Consider the following 18297-nt stretch of genomic DNA (forward strand, 5'->3'; position numbering starts at 1 on the left):
GCCCTTATGTTGACAACGCACGCCGTGGGAATCGACCTCGGGACAACGAATTCGTGTATCGCCTACCTCAACGAGCACGGCGAACCGGTTTCGATTGCCAATGAGGAAGGGGAAATCACCACGCCCTCGGTGGTGCTCTTTGATGAAGATGGCCCCATTGTCGGGAAAGAAGCCTTCCGCAACGCGATTGCGACCCCGGAATACGTGGTCATGAATGCCAAACGGCATCTGGGGCATCCCAAAAAATGCTGGCGGATTCGGGGAAACGTATACACACCGACCGACATTGCCGCTCTCGTGCTCCGAAAGCTGCTGCGCGACGCCGAAAAAAAAATCGGCAAAGTCCAGCGGGCGGTCATCACGGTCCCTGCGCAATTCAGCGACGCGCAGCGTCAAGCGACGATCAAGGCGGGTTTGGCGGCCGGTTTGAAACATGTGGACATCATCAACGAACCGGTGGCTGCTTCGCTGTGTTACGTCCTGGGGGCGGAGGGATTGTGGTTCTCAGAATTGGCTCATTCACAACGCATTTTGGTTTACGACCTGGGTGGCGGCACGTTCGACCTGTCCTTGGTGAACTACGAAAAAAACCAGGTGAGCGTGTTGGCATCGACAGGCAATTTGAAATTGGGGGGCATCGATTTCAACCGCGCTTTGGCCGGACATGTTCGCAAGCAATTCATCAAGGAGCTTGGACTGGACGTTGCCGAAGATCGGCAGAGCTTGCAGTATCTCGCCATGGAAGTCGAACAGGCAAAGCGAAGCCTTTCGGCGCGGGAACGCGCGGCACTAAGTTGTACGCACGCCGGCAAACGCAAGACTTATCAAGTAACGCGCGCGCAATTCGAAAAATTGACCGCGGGACTCATGAAGCGCACGCAGGACATTACAGTCAAACTGCTGAAAAAAATGAACATGGGTTGGGCGCACGTCGATGTGGTGCTGACCGCCGGCGGGGCATCACGGATGCCAATGGTTCGCGATATGCTCCAGGGGATGAGCGGATGGACGCTCAACACATCGTTGTCTCCCGACCAATCGATCGCGCACGGCGCCACTTATTATGCGGGCATGCTGCTCAGCAACAGCGAGTTTGTGCATTCCATTCGAAACGACGTCGTTGTGGACCGCTTAGCCGGATTTCGCCAACAAAGCGTGAGTTCCCGCGCACTCGGAATTTTGGTTCGCGATCCAGTAACCAGCTATCGCTTTCCGCACTACATCCTCCCGGCGAACACACCGCTGCCCGCCTCGGTTTCGCATGTCTACGGCACGGTCCAACCGGATCAGCGCCGCGTGCATTTACACGTGATTGAATCGGGAGAGGATGACGGGCAAGACTTCGTGCATGTGGGGGGGTGCAAGGTCGAAGACCTGCCTGAGAACCTGCCGGTGAATTCGGAAATCGAGGTGACGATTCACTACGATGCCGCCGCCAAGGTGCACGTGTCGGCCCGTGAAATCAAGAGCGGCAAACAAGCCACAGCGGAAATCGATCGCACAGAAACCCCAGCCACAGAAATAACCACGCCCCAAGCTCCAGCCCCGCAAAAAAAAACCACTCCGGCACGGACACCCAAGCCCCAATCCCCCCCGCGCAACCCCGCCCCCGTTGCTTCACGCGACATCGGCAGTGCGACCGGCGAAGACGAGTTTTATCGCTTCTTCGAAGACGCGGGTGACTAACACCGGTGTCCCACACCACACCCTCTTGATGTATTACGCCAAACGAGAAACCGCTCTCCATGCGCATTGACCGAATCGAACTTTACCATGTGGCGATGCCACTGATTTATCCTTGGCGGACCGCCTACGGTGAGGATGCGGCCATCCATGCGGTGCTGTGCCGTATTGTGAGTGGATCGGTGGATGCCTGGGGCGAAAGCGCGCCGTTTGCCGCCCCCTGCTATAGCCCGGAATGCGCAGTGGGAGTCTTCAGCGTCGCCCGCGATTGGTTGGCCCCCGCACTGCTCCACCAGGAGTTGCCGACAAGTGTGGAACTGCAAAACCGTCTAGCGATCTACAAGGGCAACCCCTTTGCCAAGGCAATGTTCGACAATGCTTGGTGGAGCCTAAAAAGTAAAATCTGCGGCGAACCGTTGCACCGTCTGTTGGGAGCAACCCGAGATCAGATTCCAGTCGGCGCGGACTTTGGTGTGATGGACAACACCGACGATTTATTAGCCGCGATCGACACAGCTGTCGCTGAGAAATTTCCGCGGGTCAAACTCAAATTCCGACCGGGTTGGGATCTGGAGATGCTCCGCGCCGTCCGCCAACAGTTTCCCGACCAGACGTTTCACATCGATTGCAACAGCGGATATCGACTTGAAGATCTGCCGTTGTTTCAAGAAGTGGACGAATTCCGCTTGGCAATGATCGAACAACCACTGCAACATGATGACGTAATCGATCATGCGGAGTTGCAGCGGCAAATCGCGACGCCGGTCTGCCTCGACGAAAGTGCCACGAATCTGCGAACCGTCCAGCAAGCGCTGCAGTTGGGAAGCTGCCGTTACGTGAATGTCAAACCGGGACGCGTGGGGGGATTGACCAACGCCGTGGCGATTCACGATGCCTGCCAAGCTGCGGAGATTCCCTGTTGGGTGGGCGGAATGCTGGAAAGCGCAACAGGAGCGGCACACTGTGTGGCGCTGGGTATGCTGCCGAACTTTATCTATCCGGCCGACATTTTCCCCTCCAGCCGATTCTATCACGAGGATCTCTCGTCGCCGCCTTTGGAATTGATGACGCTGCCCGATGGAACACCCGGCGTGGCTGCGCCGGCCACTTTGCCGGAACCGGTGACAGAGCGATTGCAACAGCGCACATTAGAACAAGTCGTACTCACATAGCGCACAGTGATCCCCGTAGACCTGCGAAGCTATAAGGGGGCGCACAAAAACAGGGGAGTCCGTTGCCAGACTCCCCCATTTCGAGACTTTGTCAGTCTACGTCTTGCGACGTCTGACTAGTTTTCAGCGTCCGCATCTTCAGCAGATTCTTCAGCGGCCGGCTCTTCGACAACCGTTTCATCGACTTCGACTGCTTCATCACCAGTCGTGGCGGCGGGGGTTTCGGCGGGGGGAGCCGCATCTTCAGTGGCGGCGCCACCGCAACCGATTTGTGCAAAGCTCATTCCGACGACGGCAAACAGTACGAACAATTTTTTCATCTTAAAGATACTCCTCGAAGTCTTTCCAGGTCAAAAATCAACCGCTGACAGCGCTTTAAACATACGATTCAGGCGGCCGGCTCGAGAACATCACGAGCAATCTCAAATCCAAACAAATGGTTTGCGTACCTCAGTCGCAACCCGCCAACGGCAGTGTCCGTCGAAAACGTGAAACGACATCAATTCATTTTTCGCAAACCGGGTTCCGACCGTCCTTGGCTGCGTTATTCGACCGAATCCGTGGCGGGTTCGGCCGCATCTCCTGTGCTTTCCGGTTCCGATTGCCCCGGCTCTGATTGACCAGGTTCTGATTGCCCAGGTGGTGCATCGGTATCCATCGTGGCATCGGTTGTGTTGGCTGCCCCATCCGTGGGCAACGTTTCCTCAGGAGGACCTCCGGCGGGGCCACAACCAATGACCCCACTGATAATCAGGACTGCCGAAACGAGAATTGGGCAAAAAATCCGCATTCTCAACCTCCTTACAAACCGAAATTGGAAACCAAATCGAATTGCGAATCGTCTAATCAGCGAAGACCACAGTACGAATAATCCTTGGTATCCACCATTTTAAGATGCGCCAGGCAGATGATTATTCCCGGAATACTGTAAACTTTCAAGAAATAGAGCCAACCAATCCATTAGTTCGACGAATTCCTCAGGGAAACCGCCCATAATGAACCTCCCAACGACATGGAACTAACTTCAACGACGGCCGCAGCATCACTTAGAAATCGAAAATCACTTGTTAATTTTGTGGTTAGGGTTGCCGCCCGGTATCCTCATAAAGAGAGCTGCTTGGCGAGAAACGCTGTGAATCCGGGATTTTTTGTTTTAGTGGGGAATAATACCCACAAGAATCGGATCAATACTCATAGAAAATGCCATGTGTGAAGCCCTCAGCGCGCCCAACATGATCGAACTCGTCAGGCAGCACCATTCTCTGCTGTATCGGTACGCGTACCGTCTCAGCGGGTCGGCGGCCGACGCTGAGGATTTGACACAAGAGACCTACTTGCAAGCGTGCCGAAAAATCGACCAGTTGCGGGATCCGGGCAGTGCCAAAGGGTGGCTATGCACGATCCTCCGCAACCGTTATTTGAAGCGACTAAGAGACAAAGACCACGCGGAGCTCCCCTTGGGGTCGGCACTGGAATCGATTCCAGAACCGAAATCCGCTGACGCAGCGATGTTTGGAATTGATTCCGATCAACTACAGTCGGCTTTGGGGGCTTTGCCGGAGTCATTCCGGTCCCCCTTGATTTTGTTTTATTTTGAAGAATTTAGCTACCAGGAAATTGCGGACCAGATGCAAGTTCCCGTCGGGACAGTGATGAGCCGTCTCTCACGGGCCAAAGCGCATTTGCGACAAGAATTGCTCCAAGCCGCCCAATGCGGTTCCACCCGTGATTCGGTCACGTTTCCTATTTGAATCACAACAGCCCCACTTGATTTGGGGGCCATTCGGACGACGCACCGGGCAATCTGGTGCTGTGTGTTTTTTGAGAATTGATTTCCCACAGGGGAATTTAACAGCGGAATGAGACAGAGGAACGAGATGGATTGCAGCAACGCACTGGCGAAACTTGAGTTGTGCCGGTCCGAAGCGTGCGCTGAAGACGATCCGGAATTGACGGCCGCCTCCGCACATTTGGCGGACTGCTCACGTTGTCGAACCATCGTTGCCAATCGTGAAGAGATGGACAGCGCCATTGCCGCAGTTTGCCGCGACGTGCCAATGCCCGCCGGTCTAGAAAGCCGCCTGCAAGAAGCTGTCCAAGCCGAACTTGCCGCTCAAACCGTTCCCCTTCCAGACGACAAACCACGCCAATCACAGCCTCCTCGGCGGTTCCGCCAAATCACGGTGATCGCTGCGAGTCTGTTGTGCCTCGTCGTCGGTGGGTGGTACTGGATTGATTATTCGACGGTGAGTTTGAATAAAGTCACCCAGGCCGCTTCACAGCAATTGGATTCCCAGGTGGCAGGACCATTGTTCTCCGGACTGTTTGCCCCCCAGCAGTCAGCTCCGACCGCAGCGATGGATTTCACCTCGTTGACGTGGATGGACGACTACCGGGAATTGTTTCCGCAGCGACTGTCGCTCGACATTGCGATCTCCGAATTTGAATTTCGCAGCAACGGTGGCCGCACGATTCGAGGTGCTTTGATCATCGCGCCGGCAGCTAAGATCTGGTCGTCGCCGACAGCCACCTCGATGGCCAGTGCGACGCCGATCTATCATTCGCGATTCAGCGCGGTCTCTTGGCGCGACGGCGATTTCGTCTACGTCTGCTTAGTGCAAGGCGGAGATGCCCCGCTCCGCGAACTACAGCGACAAGACCGTCAGCAGACGACCTAACGGGAACGTCTTACTACAAGTCGTTTCAAAAACCCTCTGACGCGTCTCACTGACACTGATCTGAACGTTTCGAGAACAAGCACAACCGGGTTTTGAAACTGGTTCTCGCTGGCGGCCAATGTGAATGCTTTTCTGCGCACGGGATTTGAGATGCCGTTCGCCGCTCGCGAAATCGAGAATTGCTGGAGAATTCGGCAAAATCGATTCAATCGTTACACTCCCCGCAACCGATATAGCAATGGAAGTCGACGGTGCGCGATATCTCATGATTCATTCGCCCGCCGATACGGCCATGACGAATCCTGTCTGTCTCGGGAATCGGGACTTGGTGAATTCAAACCACAATTTTTCGCGTTTTTCGCTACGGACCGTCGGCACTACGATTTGATGCCACGGGACGAATAGCGGAAAGGAAGTCCTCATGCACAAATTGCTCATGGTTGGCGGAATGGCCTGCCTGCTCTTCAGCGCGTCGTCTGTCCAAGCACAAGACTACGACAGCGATGCCCCGCTGCCCGCCAATTCGAGCCGTCTCGAGGAACGCTCCCCCGTTCGCACCCCGACCGTCTCGCCCGAGTTTCTCCGACTGCAACGGGCAACGAAGCGGGCTGCGGAACGCCAACAGCGCATCGAAAGCAGAAAATGGTACGGCGTGTCCGCACAACGCCCCTACATTTCGGCAAACAACTTCAACAGCTCATTCCTCGGCGTTCGCGTTTGGCCTGGAATTCCGTTACATCCCTATTACGGATATTAAGCCGGCCGACGTATTAGGCATTGGTGCGGGCATCAAAGCGCCGCGCCGACAATCCTGAATGCTGCAAACGACTTGGCATGATTGCCGCTATAAAATAAAAACAGCCCGGACACCGTAAAGGGATCCGGGCTGTGGTTGATATCTTCAGGTGCTGAACGCGTCACATGATCGAGCGGATTTTTGTTAAGAATTCCGCATTGGTGGGGAAGCGTTCCAGCGTTTTGATCAATTGTTCCATGGCTTCGATCGGTTCCAGCGAAACCAACGACCGCCTGAGCAAGATCACGCCCTCCAAGTTTTCCTCGGAGAGAATCATCTCTTCGCGGCGAGTTCCCGACAGTCCAATGTCGATGGCCGGCCAGATGCGGCGTTCGGCTAGACGTCGATTGAGGACCAATTCCATGTTGCCGGTCCCTTTGAATTCCTGAAAGATGACTTCGTCCATCCGACTGCCGGTCTCGATCAGGGCGGTGCCGACGACGGTCAGCGACCCGCCTTCATCGAAACAGCGGGCGGTGCCGAACATCTTCTTGGGGATATCCAAAGCTTTGACATCCAGTCCACCGGTCATGGTACGGCCGGTGTTGCCACCCCATTTGTTAAAGGCACGGGCGGTCCGCGTAATACTATCGAGCAAAATAAAGACGTCCTTGCCCGATTCGGCAAGCCGTTTGCCCCGTTCGATAATCAATTGACTGATCCGAACGTGGCTTTCAACATCGCGGTCCATCGAAGAAGCAATGACTTCTCCGTTGACCTGCCGCCGCATTTCGGTCACTTCTTCAGGACGTTCATCGATCAACAGTACGATGAGTTTGACTTCGGGATGATTGGTGCTGACGGAATTGGCGATCTGTTGCAGCAGCATCGTTTTGCCGGTCCGCGGGGGGGCGACAATCAATGCCCGTTGACCTTTGCCGATCGGAGTCAGCAAGTCCATCACCCGCATCGTGACCGGTTTGGCACCAGTCTCAAGGACAATCTGTTCGTGGGGGTTGATCGCAGTGAGTTCGTCGAAGTTTTTAATCGCCAGATATTCATCCAGCGTGTTTCCATCAATCGATTCGATTGACTTCAACCGCGGCCCCTGCCCGCGGGAACCTGGGCCGACACCGCCCGTGATCATGATCCCTTCGCGGAGCCGATGCTTTTCGATCAATGAACTGGGAACGAACGCGTCGCTGCTTTCCGACGAGTAGTTGTTCTCCGGCGATCGAATGAAGCCGTATCCTTTGGGGTGCAACTCCAAAACACCGGTGACGTTCCCGGTGATGACGTTGTCCTCAGGACCACCGCCGCCGCCACCTTGCCCACCTCCGCCACCGGGTTTCTTATTTCGTCGGCCCCGTGAGCGGCGATTGCCGGAATTGGAATTGTTCGAGTTGCCGCCACCATTGCGGTTGGAGGAACGTTCATTGCGCGAGGAATTCGAACCGCCCTCATCGCCCCCTTTGCGACGACGTCGACGACGCTTGCGACGACGACCATCGGATTCCCCCCCCTCACCGGAGGATTTTTCGCCCCCGCGTGACCCCTCGGCAACCGTCTCACTAGACTGGTCGCCTCCGGAAACAGGTTCGGGCGGCTCCGAAGTTTTGGTAGCTGCGTCCGCAGCTTTATCAACCGACTCTTGGTCGTTGGTTGCTTTTTTGCGCCGACGGGTTCGCCGCTTGGGAGCTTCAGTTCCGCCGTCGGTCGAACTAGAATTCTTCGCAGCCATGAACACTTTCCATTAGTGAAAAATCGTCTGAAACTTGCCGCATTCGCTCAATAAAGCTTAGCGAATACGGGCTGTTGCGTTTCCCAGTCATTATCAATTCAGGGTAATGCAAAACACTCGGCGAATGCCTGCCCTTAAAAAAACGTGATTCGCTTCAATGTCCCTGATACGAGGAGGGAATTCGGCATGGCTGAACTCCCCGGTTGCAGATCCTTACGCAAATACTTGTTGTGTGTCCTACTTTTCGCAGCTGTTGCTTATGAGACTTCGAGAACGAATCGGAAGACGAATGCCTATCACTTCCTCCGAAGGTCTCGGTCCCTTTGATTTCGTTAAAAACTGATGCCCCATTTGTTTAAAGCGAGTAACTTCACACGTTTTTAGGATGTAACAACGCGGGAATAACTTCGAGGCAACTCCAGAAAAGCGGACGGCACAGCCATTAGCTGGTTGCGAATCCTGCGACATGGTGTCGAGCGCATTACGTCTATTTCATAGGCACAAAAACCATCGGCCCTGGCGCTAACCGGCGGGATTTGTGATTTCCTATCGACCCCGAACCAACGGGAATTTTTTGGCGGCATCGCTGCTTTCCGCTCTCAGGTTGTTCAAATCGTAGCGAACGCTGAACCGATGATCGGGGCCTCCCGAATCAACCGGATTGGCAAACGGAGTTGGCGGCTAAGCCACCTGAATTGTGTGCGTTGAATCCACGAACGAACTCCGGTGACAGGTGCCACCGATGCTCCGCGAACGTGAAACGATTCCACAACGACCAACGAGAACGGCAGATGGAATTCCTCAAGAACGCAACTGCCAATTGGCAAGTTAACCAAGCGGCGAATGAACGTTCTTGTCTTCCGTGAACCGGCACAACTAGGCCTGGCCCACATTTCAGCTCGTCCTCACGATGAACGGCGAATGTGAAGTTCCGTTTTGATGTCTGGATTGAATGTTTTTTTGATTACTTCGCAGCGCCACTTTCCGTAGCACGACCACAAAGCCCGACACTAACGACGTTGCACTGCTGAGCCTACGGTTTCGCAAACCACCGGCATCCTGGGAATGCCGCCCCACACACCGATCATAGCCCGATGACCCTATGTGAAACCTTGCGAGACGATTCAGCAGACCAACGGCGACATCAAAACTGGAATGTCACTAAGCCGTTCAAGATCACTCCAGCACACTGTCCTTTGTATTCCCGCAACGAGGTTCTGAGCCAACGCTCAGCCGGGGAATCACACCAGCTAATTGGACAGCTTTCTTCCCGACAAACGACGTCAACGATTTCGTTCGTACGGTCGTCTTTGCGAGAAGAACGAGAGCGTAAATTCTAAACACATCATAGCTTTCCTGGGTCTTGTGTCAATTCAAGTCTACCAAGATTGCCATGAAAATGGCGTTTCCCGCCAATTTTTTCGGTTTCACCGAATCGGCCATCTGCCCCAATGGGACGGTCTCAACTCGCTCAAACCACGATAATTCAGCCCACAACGAGCCTGGGCCCGATCACAATGCTTTGCCAGCAACGGCTGAGACGGTAAGAATTCCGGACACAATCGCTTATCGAATTTGGGTCTGGGATTTGGGCAATTTCACCTGACGAATCTTGCTATATCGATCAGGATCCAACTTAAACTGCCGACGCGATTGATCGCTTTCAAACAGATATAACTCCCCGTCATAAAACGCGCCAAAGCTGGTGCTGCCGGGATTGGCCAAGTTCTTAGCCGACATCACCACCGGATCACAGCCCATCAACCGCGGGGCGTATTGACGGGGGTTCTTCTCGAATTCCGCCAAGGCCTGCGCGGAGTACATATGATAGGTCAGCCCTTTGAAAGTCATCGAGTATTCCGGGCGGCCGGTCTTCCACTCACGCGAGTTCCATAAGGTCACCGGACAGAATCCGCGCAGACCAATCGAGTCATCCGTATCCTCCGCCGCAGTCACGTCGAGGATTTCATGGGATAACTTCTGATCCACCCGAGCGATGACATCCTCCCGCGGTTTGGATCGGGGGTCGACCATTTTTTTCTGTGCTGGTTTTTCGGTGATCGGTAGCTGATTTGACCGCGCGGGGGCGGGTTTCGCTTGGCGAGCCACAACAACCGGACGCGACCCGACATACTTCGACGAGACCTTGGAGACCATTTGTAGATAATTGCTCGCTGCTTGATAGCCCGAGGTGCGGTGCAGGATCTTGCCTTCGGCCGTCATAAAGATATCGCTCGGCAGTGCCTGAACATTCAATTGTGAGGTCAATTGCCGGTATCGATCGGAATCGATTTTCACGGCGATAATGTTCTTTCCCAATCTCTGCGCCAGAGCTGCAGTCGAGAGGACTTCATGATCCATTCGCCGGCAGGGTCCGCACCAGGAGGCATGAAAGTGCAACAGCAACATTTTGCCGTCGCGCTGGGCCTCGCTGCGGGCCTTTTGATAGTCCGTCTGCCAATGACCGGCCGCCTGGACGGAAGTCGCATCCATCAATCCGACGGTCAGGGCCGCCGCTGACAAGGCAGCTACAGATGTCCAATGAAGCTTTCGAGCCATGTCGATACTCCGCGCGTCTTCCGGTGAAGAAATCGGCTAACGTTGTCGTCAGCCGCGCGTGCGGACAGCGAAGGCGGCAACCGCGGCGGTTGGTGCTCCCGATCCGCATGCTCTTCTTCAACTATCGGCTAGAAATAACGGCATGATCGCGTGCGCAACGAACTTCTACTGCTGAGCCGAAAGAGGAGCGCGGGTCAAAACGGTCGTATGAACCAGAGAAGACGCACAAACGGCATAAGCAGCAATATCGCGATAACCGGTAAACTCGTAAGGTTGCCTCGCTAGACGCGATCGCGCAGCTGCTTACCAGTGAATGACCGGTCCGGTTTCCTCGCCAAAATCTGACGTCATCCCCCCGTCCGCGTCATCCGCCAGTTCGGTAAGCACCGGTGCACTGCCCGGGATTCCCGCCATTTTGAGAAATGCCCCCAGCAGCGCCTGTCCCGATTCAGTCAAAATGGATTCCGGGTGGAATTGCATGCCAAACACCGGAGCGGACATATGTTCGATAGCCATCACGATCCCTGCGGCAGTACGAGCCGTAACCCGCAATTGAGCCGGCAGCGTCGCTTCGTCAACTATCAGCGAATGGTAGCGCGTGGCGCGGAGCGGATTCGGTAATCCGGCGAACAGCGACTGGCCATCGTGTTCCACAAACGTCGTGCGGCCATGCACCGGTTCGGGCGCACGCACAATCTCCGCCCCCAGGGCTGCCGCGATCACCTGATGCCCCAAACAGACCCCCAGGATCGGAATCTCACCCAGGAACTCGCGTACAACCTCCAAACAAATCCCCGCCTTAAGCGGCGTCCCCGGCCCCGGTGAAAGCACAATGGCCGCCGGCTGTTGACGACGAATCTCCTCAATTGAAATCGCATCATTGCGACAAACCACAGCCTCACACCCCAGTTCGGTAAAATACCGAGCCAGGTTGTAGACAAAGCTATCGTAGTTATCGATGAGAAGAATCATGCGGAAGGGGTGAGGCTTGGGGGTTCAGGCTTGAGGGTTGGATGACTGAAACAAAACGAGCATGGCCAATTGTACCCTTTCAACAAAACCCTGCCTACTGCCTACTGCCTACTGCCTACTGCCTACTGCCTACTGCCTACTGCCGCCAACATACCGGCCGCTTTGTGCCAGGTTTCTTCGAACTCCGCCTGCGGCGAGGATTGGGCGACAATGCCGCCGCCGACCGGGCATTGTAGCCAACCGTTGCGCGCCGTGAAGGTGCGGATCAAGATGTTGCTATCCATCGTGCCGTCGTAGCCGAGGTAAAACAGGCTGCCACAATACGGTCCGCGGACGGTTGGCTCCAGTTCGGCAATGATTTCCATCGCCCGTACCTTCGGGGCCCCCGTGATGGAACCGCCGGGAAACGAGGCGGCCAATAAATCCCAGCAGTCGTTGGTCGGCGCAAGCGTGCCGCGGATTTCGGAAACGAGGTGTTGCACCGTTTCATAGGTTTCCACGCGACACAGTTCCGGGACCTGGATGGTGCCCGCTGAACAGATACGGGAGAGGTCATTGCGGAGCAAGTCGACAATCATCACGTTCTCGGCTTGGTCTTTTTCACTTTCCCGCAATTCGTCGCGGGTGAACAAATCGGCCTCGGGTTGCGATCGGCGTTGCCGGGTGCCTTTGATCGGTCGCGACGAAACGATTCGGTCTTGCACTTGCACGAACCGTTCCGGCGAGGCGCTGGCGAGCGTCCAGTCGTTGTGGGCAAAATACCCGGCAAACGGCGCGGCATTTTGCGTGCGGAGACGGCCATACAATTCCAATGGCGACTCGCAAAGTGGATGCAATAGTCGCTGGGACAAATTGACCTGGAAGATGTCACCGGCGTAAATGTATTCGATCGCCCGTTCCACAGTGCGCAGATATCCGTCGCGCGAAAAATTGCTCAGCCAGGGACTGCGTCCGGGAACTTCGTGTTGCTGCGAAAGATCGATCGCGTGCGGGGATGGCGTTGCGACGGGTTGACTGTCGCTGCTGTTTGTCTTGGTGAGCGTCTGCTGAACCCAACGCAGCCGCTCCTCGGCACGACGACTGCGCTGTGCTGGTTCTTGTTCGGGAAATCCTTGTGAAATCACCCATGCGCGTTGTTGGTCATGATCCCAAGCAATTACCCAGTCGTACAATCCAATCGCCAGCGCCGGTAACTGGAATTCATCAATGCCCGGTCGCGGTAAGCGTTCCCAACAGCCCCCGAGATTATAGGCCAACAAGCCCGCAGCCCCGCCTTGAAATGGCGGCAAATCGGGTAAGGTCTCCGCCATGTGGGACCGCAACTGCTGTTTCACCGCCGCGAATGGATCGTCGCCATATTGCGCCTGGTCGATTTGAAAAAACGCATAGGGATCAGCCGTTAAAAAAGAATATCGTCCTAACCGCTTCAGTCGCCGCGCGCTTTCCAACAACAACACACTGGTTTCGCCCGCAAATGCGCGTAAGGCCGCGTATGGTTCCGGGGGTGTGGTCAATTCTTCAACAAGCGGCAACGACATGAGGGGATGGACCGGATAGGTATTGAGGTGGAAGTGTGAGTCTCGGTTAGTTGTCGCCCGACTGTTGCCGTCGCCGTTGGTGGGCACTCGCTTCGGGCACGGTGAGAAATCCCCAATCGAGGGCCTCGTCTTGTCGGTAATTCTTGTTGAGCGCTAAAGCGGTCGCAGCTTTGCCGAATTCGTAACCCAGATAAAACGCGTGTTGGGGATCGACTCCAACGAGCTGATCGAACAACACATAGGGATCGGTCCCCCGCCAATAGCCGTCGCGATTCATGATATGCAATTCCCCCTGTTCGACGAAGATACGATAGTTGGGATCGGTCAGCGAATCAGCGAGTTTTTGTAGTGCTTCCGCACCGTACTCCGAAACCTTGGCATCACGCAGCATCACCAACCGCGAATCGACGTGCTTCGGCAGTACCTGGTTTTTTATGCTATGTCGCACGAGACGCCGCGCGATATCGAATTCGCGCACGCTGGTTGCGGCCCAGTTGATGACTTCGGTCGTGAGAACGCTGTGGATTTGCAATTCCTGGCAAAACCCAGCCAACAGCATATTCACGCCGGCGGAGTCGACTTCGGTCAATTCGGTCAAATTGCCGATCCCCATCATCATTTCACAATCGGGCCAGTTGCGACGGACGTCCCAATAGCGTGCCAACGAAGCGGCGAAACCGTAGCCGATTGGTTCCAGAACCGGGTCGACGCGACATCGGCATTTTTTTGTTGTGAGAAAATCAATTGTCTCGTGCAATCCATCCAACTTGCGGGGGTCGTCGGGAATCACAACCAACTCCGCATCCAAATCGGCTAACCAGTCGCGATTGTCGCCGTGGCAACTCAAGACCAACTCCGCACCGGCTGCGACGGCCGCCTGGACTTCGCCGCGATTGAAACTGTCGATCGAAGTGCGGTGCCCTTCGGCGGACAACATGGACACCACCTCGCCGACGCGCGACCAACTTTCACCGGGGATGCAGCCAAGGTCAATCACTTCAGCCCCAGCGTCGCGATAGGTGTTGGCTTGCGTGAGGATTTCGGTATCCGTCATGCGCGGGGCGTGGTTGATTTCCGCTAGGATTTCGATTGTATAGGTGCCGAAATCCTCCGGGAGTTGCCGAGCGCGTCCGAAGTGCTCCGGCAGATCATGCATGTCTTTGGGTCCCAATTCCGTCGTGATGCCGGTCTGCTCTGCGATCCGTGCGGTTTCTCCCTGACACCAACCGGGGAGAATGATGCGGTCGATGCCCGCGGGAACTTCGAGTTTGCGAAGCACCCAATCAACGTTCATCAGTGCGGCGACACTGATCGGCAACACGGCGATCTCGCAATCCGCCTCAATTTCTCGACTGAGCGGGTCGACGATGCGGCGCAACGCGAACTCCGCAAGTTTTCCGGTCACAAACAGAATACGTTCGCCGCTCATGCCATAAACTTATGGAGACGCTACACACATGTTTGCCGAGGACTCCAGTCGCCGGTCTGTTTCCATCGTACCGACCAAGAGGAATTGCCACAATCAGCGGCTTGGCTTCCAAACGCGTAAAAAATGTTGCATCGGCGCAAATTCCAGCCGATGATGGGAGCATGATTGGTCCGCCGCCCGCCAACTCGAACGATTCCCAGCATCCGCGATCGCCCATTGTGGCGGTGGCAGTTAGTTTTGCTGTTGGAATCTGCCTCGAAACTTGGTGGCCGCTTTCATTGCTCAGCTGGTGGATCATTTTAGCCGCCGTATGGGGCGGTTGGCTCATCGCTTTTCGCCGTCGACGAACGGCGGCGGCTTGGTTATTGTGCTTTGCGTGTGTCGCCGCCGGAGGATTACGGCAACATTGGACGACCGGGATCACAACAGCGAACAACATCGCGCTGTTCGCCCGCGAGACACCACAACCGGTGCATTTGACGGGAACGGTCACTGGGCAACCCGTCGTCATCCCCCGCAAAAAGCACGCCTTTCCCAGCACGATTCCGGAATACGACCGCACCCTCTGTGAAATTGATAGCCGAACATTGCTGTCGGGTGAAACAGCGACGACGGTTTCCGGAACGGTTCGACTACAAATCACCGGCCATGCCCCGCATATTGGCGTGGGCGACGAAGTGGAAGTGGTGGGGTTGCTCTCGCAACCGGTTGGTCGGCGGAATCCGGGGGGATTCGATTTTCGAAATTATCTCCACAGCCAAGGGATCGACGCGATGCTGCGAACGGACTTTCCCGATGCCGTGCAAACCGTCAAGCCGGCGGGGCTTTGGTGGCAGCCATTACGATTCGCAGCCGATATTCGCGAAGAATGCGGCGACGTCCTTACGGCAAATCTCAGTCCTGAAAATGCGCCGGTGGCGGCCGCGCTGTTGCTGGGGGATCGTCGGGACGTCACGGATGACCTGCGAAATGCCTTCGCGCAGAGTGGAACGATGCACTTTTTGGCGCTCTCGGGATTGCATGTGGGAATCTTGGCGACGTTGCTGTGGGGGATCTGCCGGTTGTTTAGATTTCCGGCGGCGTGGACCACCGTAGTCATCTTGAGTTGCCTGATCGGATATACGTTGATCAACGAAGCCCGGTTGCCGGTGATTCGCGCAACGGTCATGGCAGCGGTGATTCTCATTGGACAACCTTGGCACCGTCGCGCCCGTTTGGGCAATTCACTGGCATTGGCGGCGCTGGTGCTGTTGTTATGGAATCCCGCGCAACTGTTTGAAGTTGGCCCGCAGTTGTCGTTTCTAGCGGTGGTTGCCATCGTGGCGCTCATGCGTTTGAAAACCGAAACGGCTGCCATTATCCAAGCGAAAGAACGGCATGCCCCACAGGAACTGCGCGGCGAGCGGTTTGAGCAGATCCACCGTTGGTTAAGGGCTCCGCTGCATTGGATCGGGGACGGTCTGCTGATTACAGCGGGGATTTGGTTGATCGTCGCGCCGCTCATCGCCGCCCGTTTTCATATGATTTCGCCCGTCGGCTTAGTGGTCAATGTGCTCCTGATGCCGTTGGTCATCGTCGTGCTCTGGTGCGGATATGCACTGCTGTTTTGCGGGTTGTTGCTTCCCCCCTTGGCACCGGTTTTCGGATATCTGTTCGACAATGGTCTGTCTTTATTTTTAGCAATCGTCGACGGTGCGCAGCGACTAAGCTGGGGGCATCAGCATGTCCCTGGCCCGGCCGATTGGTGGCTCATCGGGTTTTATGCTCTGCTTGTAGCGGCAATCTTTGGTAGTCCTAAGTTAGCCATGCGGCGTTGGGGAGCTCGGGGACTCTTGTGTTGGTGTGTATTGGGTCTGGCCGTTGCGGTCAATCCCCACAAGGCCTCGCAGTTACGTTGCACGTTTTTTTCCGTGGGGCACGGCAGTGCGATTCTCGTAGAACTGCCCAATGGACGGACATTACTTTACGACGCGGGACAATTGCATGATGCGGGGCGGACGGAGCGGATCCTTGAAAACGGGGCCTGGGAATTAGGAATCGCGCGGTTGGATGCCGTTGTGCTTTCGCATGCCGACGTCGATCATTTCAACGCCGTTCCCGGTCTCCTCGATAAGCTTCCGGTGGACGGGATCTATGTGTCTCCGTCGCTGCTCGATACGCGTCAACCAGCGGTTGCCGCGTTGTGCGACGCCATCTTCGACAGTGACATTCCGCTCCATTCGCTAGGGATGGACGACCAATTGTTATTGGACGACGATGTGAACATCCGCGTGCTCGTCCCGGCTGGGGATGTGCGGGGCGGTAGTGATAATGCCAACAGTTTAGTGCTGGCCATCGAGTATCGCGAGCGGGTCATTCTGCTGACCGGCGATTTGGAGGGCGAAGGGTTGTTGGCACTTTACGCGACCCCCTCACTCGATGTGGATGTACTCGCGTCGCCGCACCACGGAAGTCTGGCCGCTAACACCTTAGATCTCGCTGCTTGGTGCCGACCGCGTTGGGTCATTGCCAGCGGAGGACGTCATAGTCCGACGATGGCCTTGCGCGAAGTTTATGGGCCGGGAACGACGGTGCTCTCCACTTGGACGAGCGGCGCGGTGACAGTCACGATCGACGACACGGGAAAAATCGACGTCAAAGAATTCGTAAAATAGCGGCATGGCCGCTAGGTGCGAGCTTCCGCTCGGGGGGGCTTAGGTCGCTTCCGTTGGGCGCTGCGGTTGGTTTTTCATGCGATTGAAGAGGTGTTATTCGCCTTTGTTTTCTTTCATTGACTCTTCGTAGTCACGCAGTTCCTGCATTTTGACGCCTAGCCGATCGCGGAGGATTTTGTACGATTTGGTGGCTCGTTTGAAGGCTGCGTACGCTTCGGTCAGAGTGCCGGGGTTTTTGTCGGGACGGCTGACGATGCGATAAACTTGCCGCGTCGCCGGATCGAGTTCACGTCGCATTTGCAACAAGACATCGTTGGCGATTTGGTGAATAGAGTGAGACAATACGACGAGATGACGGTGGTCTGCAATCTGCTGCTCATCGGTCAATTCGCGAAACCCCTGGTCCAATTTTGTGGGGCTGACGCCGGCAATCCAATCCAAATTTTTTGACGAAGCCTTAGCGGTATCACGCCCCTGCTCCGCCTCATCCAAGACATGTTGTGCCGCCTCAAATCCTGGTTTGATTTTCAATGCCTGTTCGGCCAATTCAATTGCCTGTTTATAGTTTCCTTGCTCATTATAGACTTCCGCCAGTTGGACGTGGGCGTCAGCCATTTTGGGATCGAGGCGGATCGCTTCACGGAGCGCAGGAATCGCCATTTTGGGTTCGTCCCGATGGCGATGCGCCATTCCGAGATTGAAATACCCCTCGGCGCAGTGCATGTCCATCGCCAACCCTTTGCGGAGGGCATCAATGGCAAGCTTGTATTCTTTGCGGCGATTGTACACCGCGCCCAAATTGATGCGGGCTTGGGAGTTGGACGGGGCCAGATGTGTGGCCCGGATGAGATGCTTGACCGCGTTTTCGGTGTCGCCTGCCATATAGGCGGCCATGCCAGCGTGTTGATGCGTCTCGGACTGCTCTTCGATTTCTATAGCCTGCTCAAACAACTCGACAGCACATTGATACTCACCGTCACGCCAGCATTGACGCGCTTCTTTACACAGCACTTGGAATTCGGACGTTTGCGTCATTTGACAAGCGTACCTTTCACCTTGGTTGCGCCAAGAAATCCGTCCTTACTGCGAGAATTCGCCGCAAATTACGCTGCACTCCGACGGACCGCCAGTCTCA

At 55.7% G+C, this 18297-nt stretch carries 14 protein-coding genes; 6 read left to right on the plus strand and 8 right to left on the minus strand.

Annotation, left to right across the window (positions count from 1 at the left end):
• Positions 1-6 precede the first annotated feature (6 nt).
• Complete coding sequence (locus CA54_RS23295; RefSeq protein ID WP_146373357.1) at positions 7-1686, plus strand: Hsp70 family protein; 1680 nt, start codon at positions 7-9, stop codon at positions 1684-1686.
• 59 nt (positions 1687-1745) lie between these two features.
• Positions 1746-2855, plus strand: coding sequence for an o-succinylbenzoate synthase (menC, locus tag CA54_RS23300; RefSeq protein WP_146373358.1), 1110 nt, complete (start codon positions 1746-1748; stop codon positions 2853-2855).
• A gap of 116 nt (positions 2856-2971) precedes the next feature.
• On the opposite strand, the gene CA54_RS23305 is transcribed toward menC, so the two are convergent.
• Positions 2972-3175: a hypothetical protein gene (locus CA54_RS23305; RefSeq protein WP_146373359.1), complete on the minus strand. Its 204-nt coding sequence runs from the start codon at positions 3173-3175 to the stop codon at positions 2972-2974.
• Positions 3176-3399: 224 nt separating this feature from the next.
• The gene (locus CA54_RS23310) at positions 3400-3645 is read right to left on the minus strand and encodes a hypothetical protein (protein WP_146373360.1); all 246 of its coding nucleotides are present in this window, start codon (positions 3643-3645) and stop codon (positions 3400-3402) included.
• 415 nt (positions 3646-4060) lie between these two features.
• Here CA54_RS23310 and CA54_RS23315 point away from each other — a divergent pair, with 415 nt between their 5' ends.
• The 3 genes from CA54_RS23315 (at position 4061) to CA54_RS23325 (ending at position 6290) form a co-directional block, all read left to right on the plus strand.
• The gene (locus CA54_RS23315; protein ID WP_146373361.1) at positions 4061-4606 is read left to right on the plus strand and encodes an RNA polymerase sigma factor; all 546 of its coding nucleotides are present in this window, start codon (positions 4061-4063) and stop codon (positions 4604-4606) included.
• Between the two features lie 126 nt (positions 4607-4732).
• Positions 4733-5533, plus strand: coding sequence for a hypothetical protein (locus CA54_RS23320; RefSeq protein ID WP_146373362.1), 801 nt, complete (start codon positions 4733-4735; stop codon positions 5531-5533).
• A 421-nt stretch (positions 5534-5954) separates the two neighbouring features.
• Positions 5955-6290, plus strand: coding sequence for a hypothetical protein (locus CA54_RS23325; protein WP_146373363.1), 336 nt, complete (start codon positions 5955-5957; stop codon positions 6288-6290).
• A 160-nt stretch (positions 6291-6450) separates the two neighbouring features.
• On the opposite strand, the gene rho is transcribed toward CA54_RS23325, so the two are convergent.
• The 5 genes from rho to CA54_RS23350 form a co-directional block, all read right to left on the minus strand.
• The gene (rho, locus tag CA54_RS23330; protein WP_146373364.1) at positions 6451-8010 is read right to left on the minus strand and encodes a transcription termination factor Rho; all 1560 of its coding nucleotides are present in this window, start codon (positions 8008-8010) and stop codon (positions 6451-6453) included.
• Positions 8011-9576: 1566 nt separating this feature from the next.
• Positions 9577-10569, minus strand: coding sequence for a thioredoxin family protein (locus CA54_RS23335; RefSeq protein WP_146373365.1), 993 nt, complete (start codon positions 10567-10569; stop codon positions 9577-9579).
• A gap of 303 nt (positions 10570-10872) precedes the next feature.
• On the minus strand, positions 10873-11541 hold the full coding sequence (locus CA54_RS23340) for an anthranilate synthase component II (RefSeq protein ID WP_146373366.1): 669 nt from the start codon (positions 11539-11541) through the stop codon (positions 10873-10875).
• Positions 11542-11663: 122 nt separating this feature from the next.
• Positions 11664-13079, minus strand: a complete 1416-nt coding sequence (pabB, locus tag CA54_RS23345; protein ID WP_146373367.1) for an aminodeoxychorismate synthase component I — start codon at positions 13077-13079, stop codon at positions 11664-11666.
• A gap of 46 nt (positions 13080-13125) precedes the next feature.
• Entirely contained in the window at positions 13126-14508 is a 1383-nt protein-coding gene (locus CA54_RS23350; RefSeq protein WP_146373368.1) for a DUF6513 domain-containing protein, read from the minus strand.
• A gap of 161 nt (positions 14509-14669) precedes the next feature.
• Between CA54_RS23350 and CA54_RS23355 the strand changes: the two genes are divergently transcribed.
• Positions 14670-17162: a DNA internalization-related competence protein ComEC/Rec2 gene (locus CA54_RS23355; protein WP_197532757.1), complete on the plus strand. Its 2493-nt coding sequence runs from the start codon at positions 14670-14672 to the stop codon at positions 17160-17162.
• A gap of 93 nt (positions 17163-17255) precedes the next feature.
• Here CA54_RS23355 and CA54_RS23360 read toward each other — a convergent pair whose 3' ends face one another.
• Complete coding sequence (locus CA54_RS23360; protein WP_146373370.1) at positions 17256-18197, minus strand: tetratricopeptide repeat protein; 942 nt, start codon at positions 18195-18197, stop codon at positions 17256-17258.
• Between the last annotated feature and the right edge of the window lie 100 nt (positions 18198-18297).

The sequence above is a fragment of the Symmachiella macrocystis genome (genome assembly GCF_007860075.1).
GTDB classification, from domain to species: domain Bacteria; phylum Planctomycetota; class Planctomycetia; order Planctomycetales; family Planctomycetaceae; genus Symmachiella; species Symmachiella macrocystis.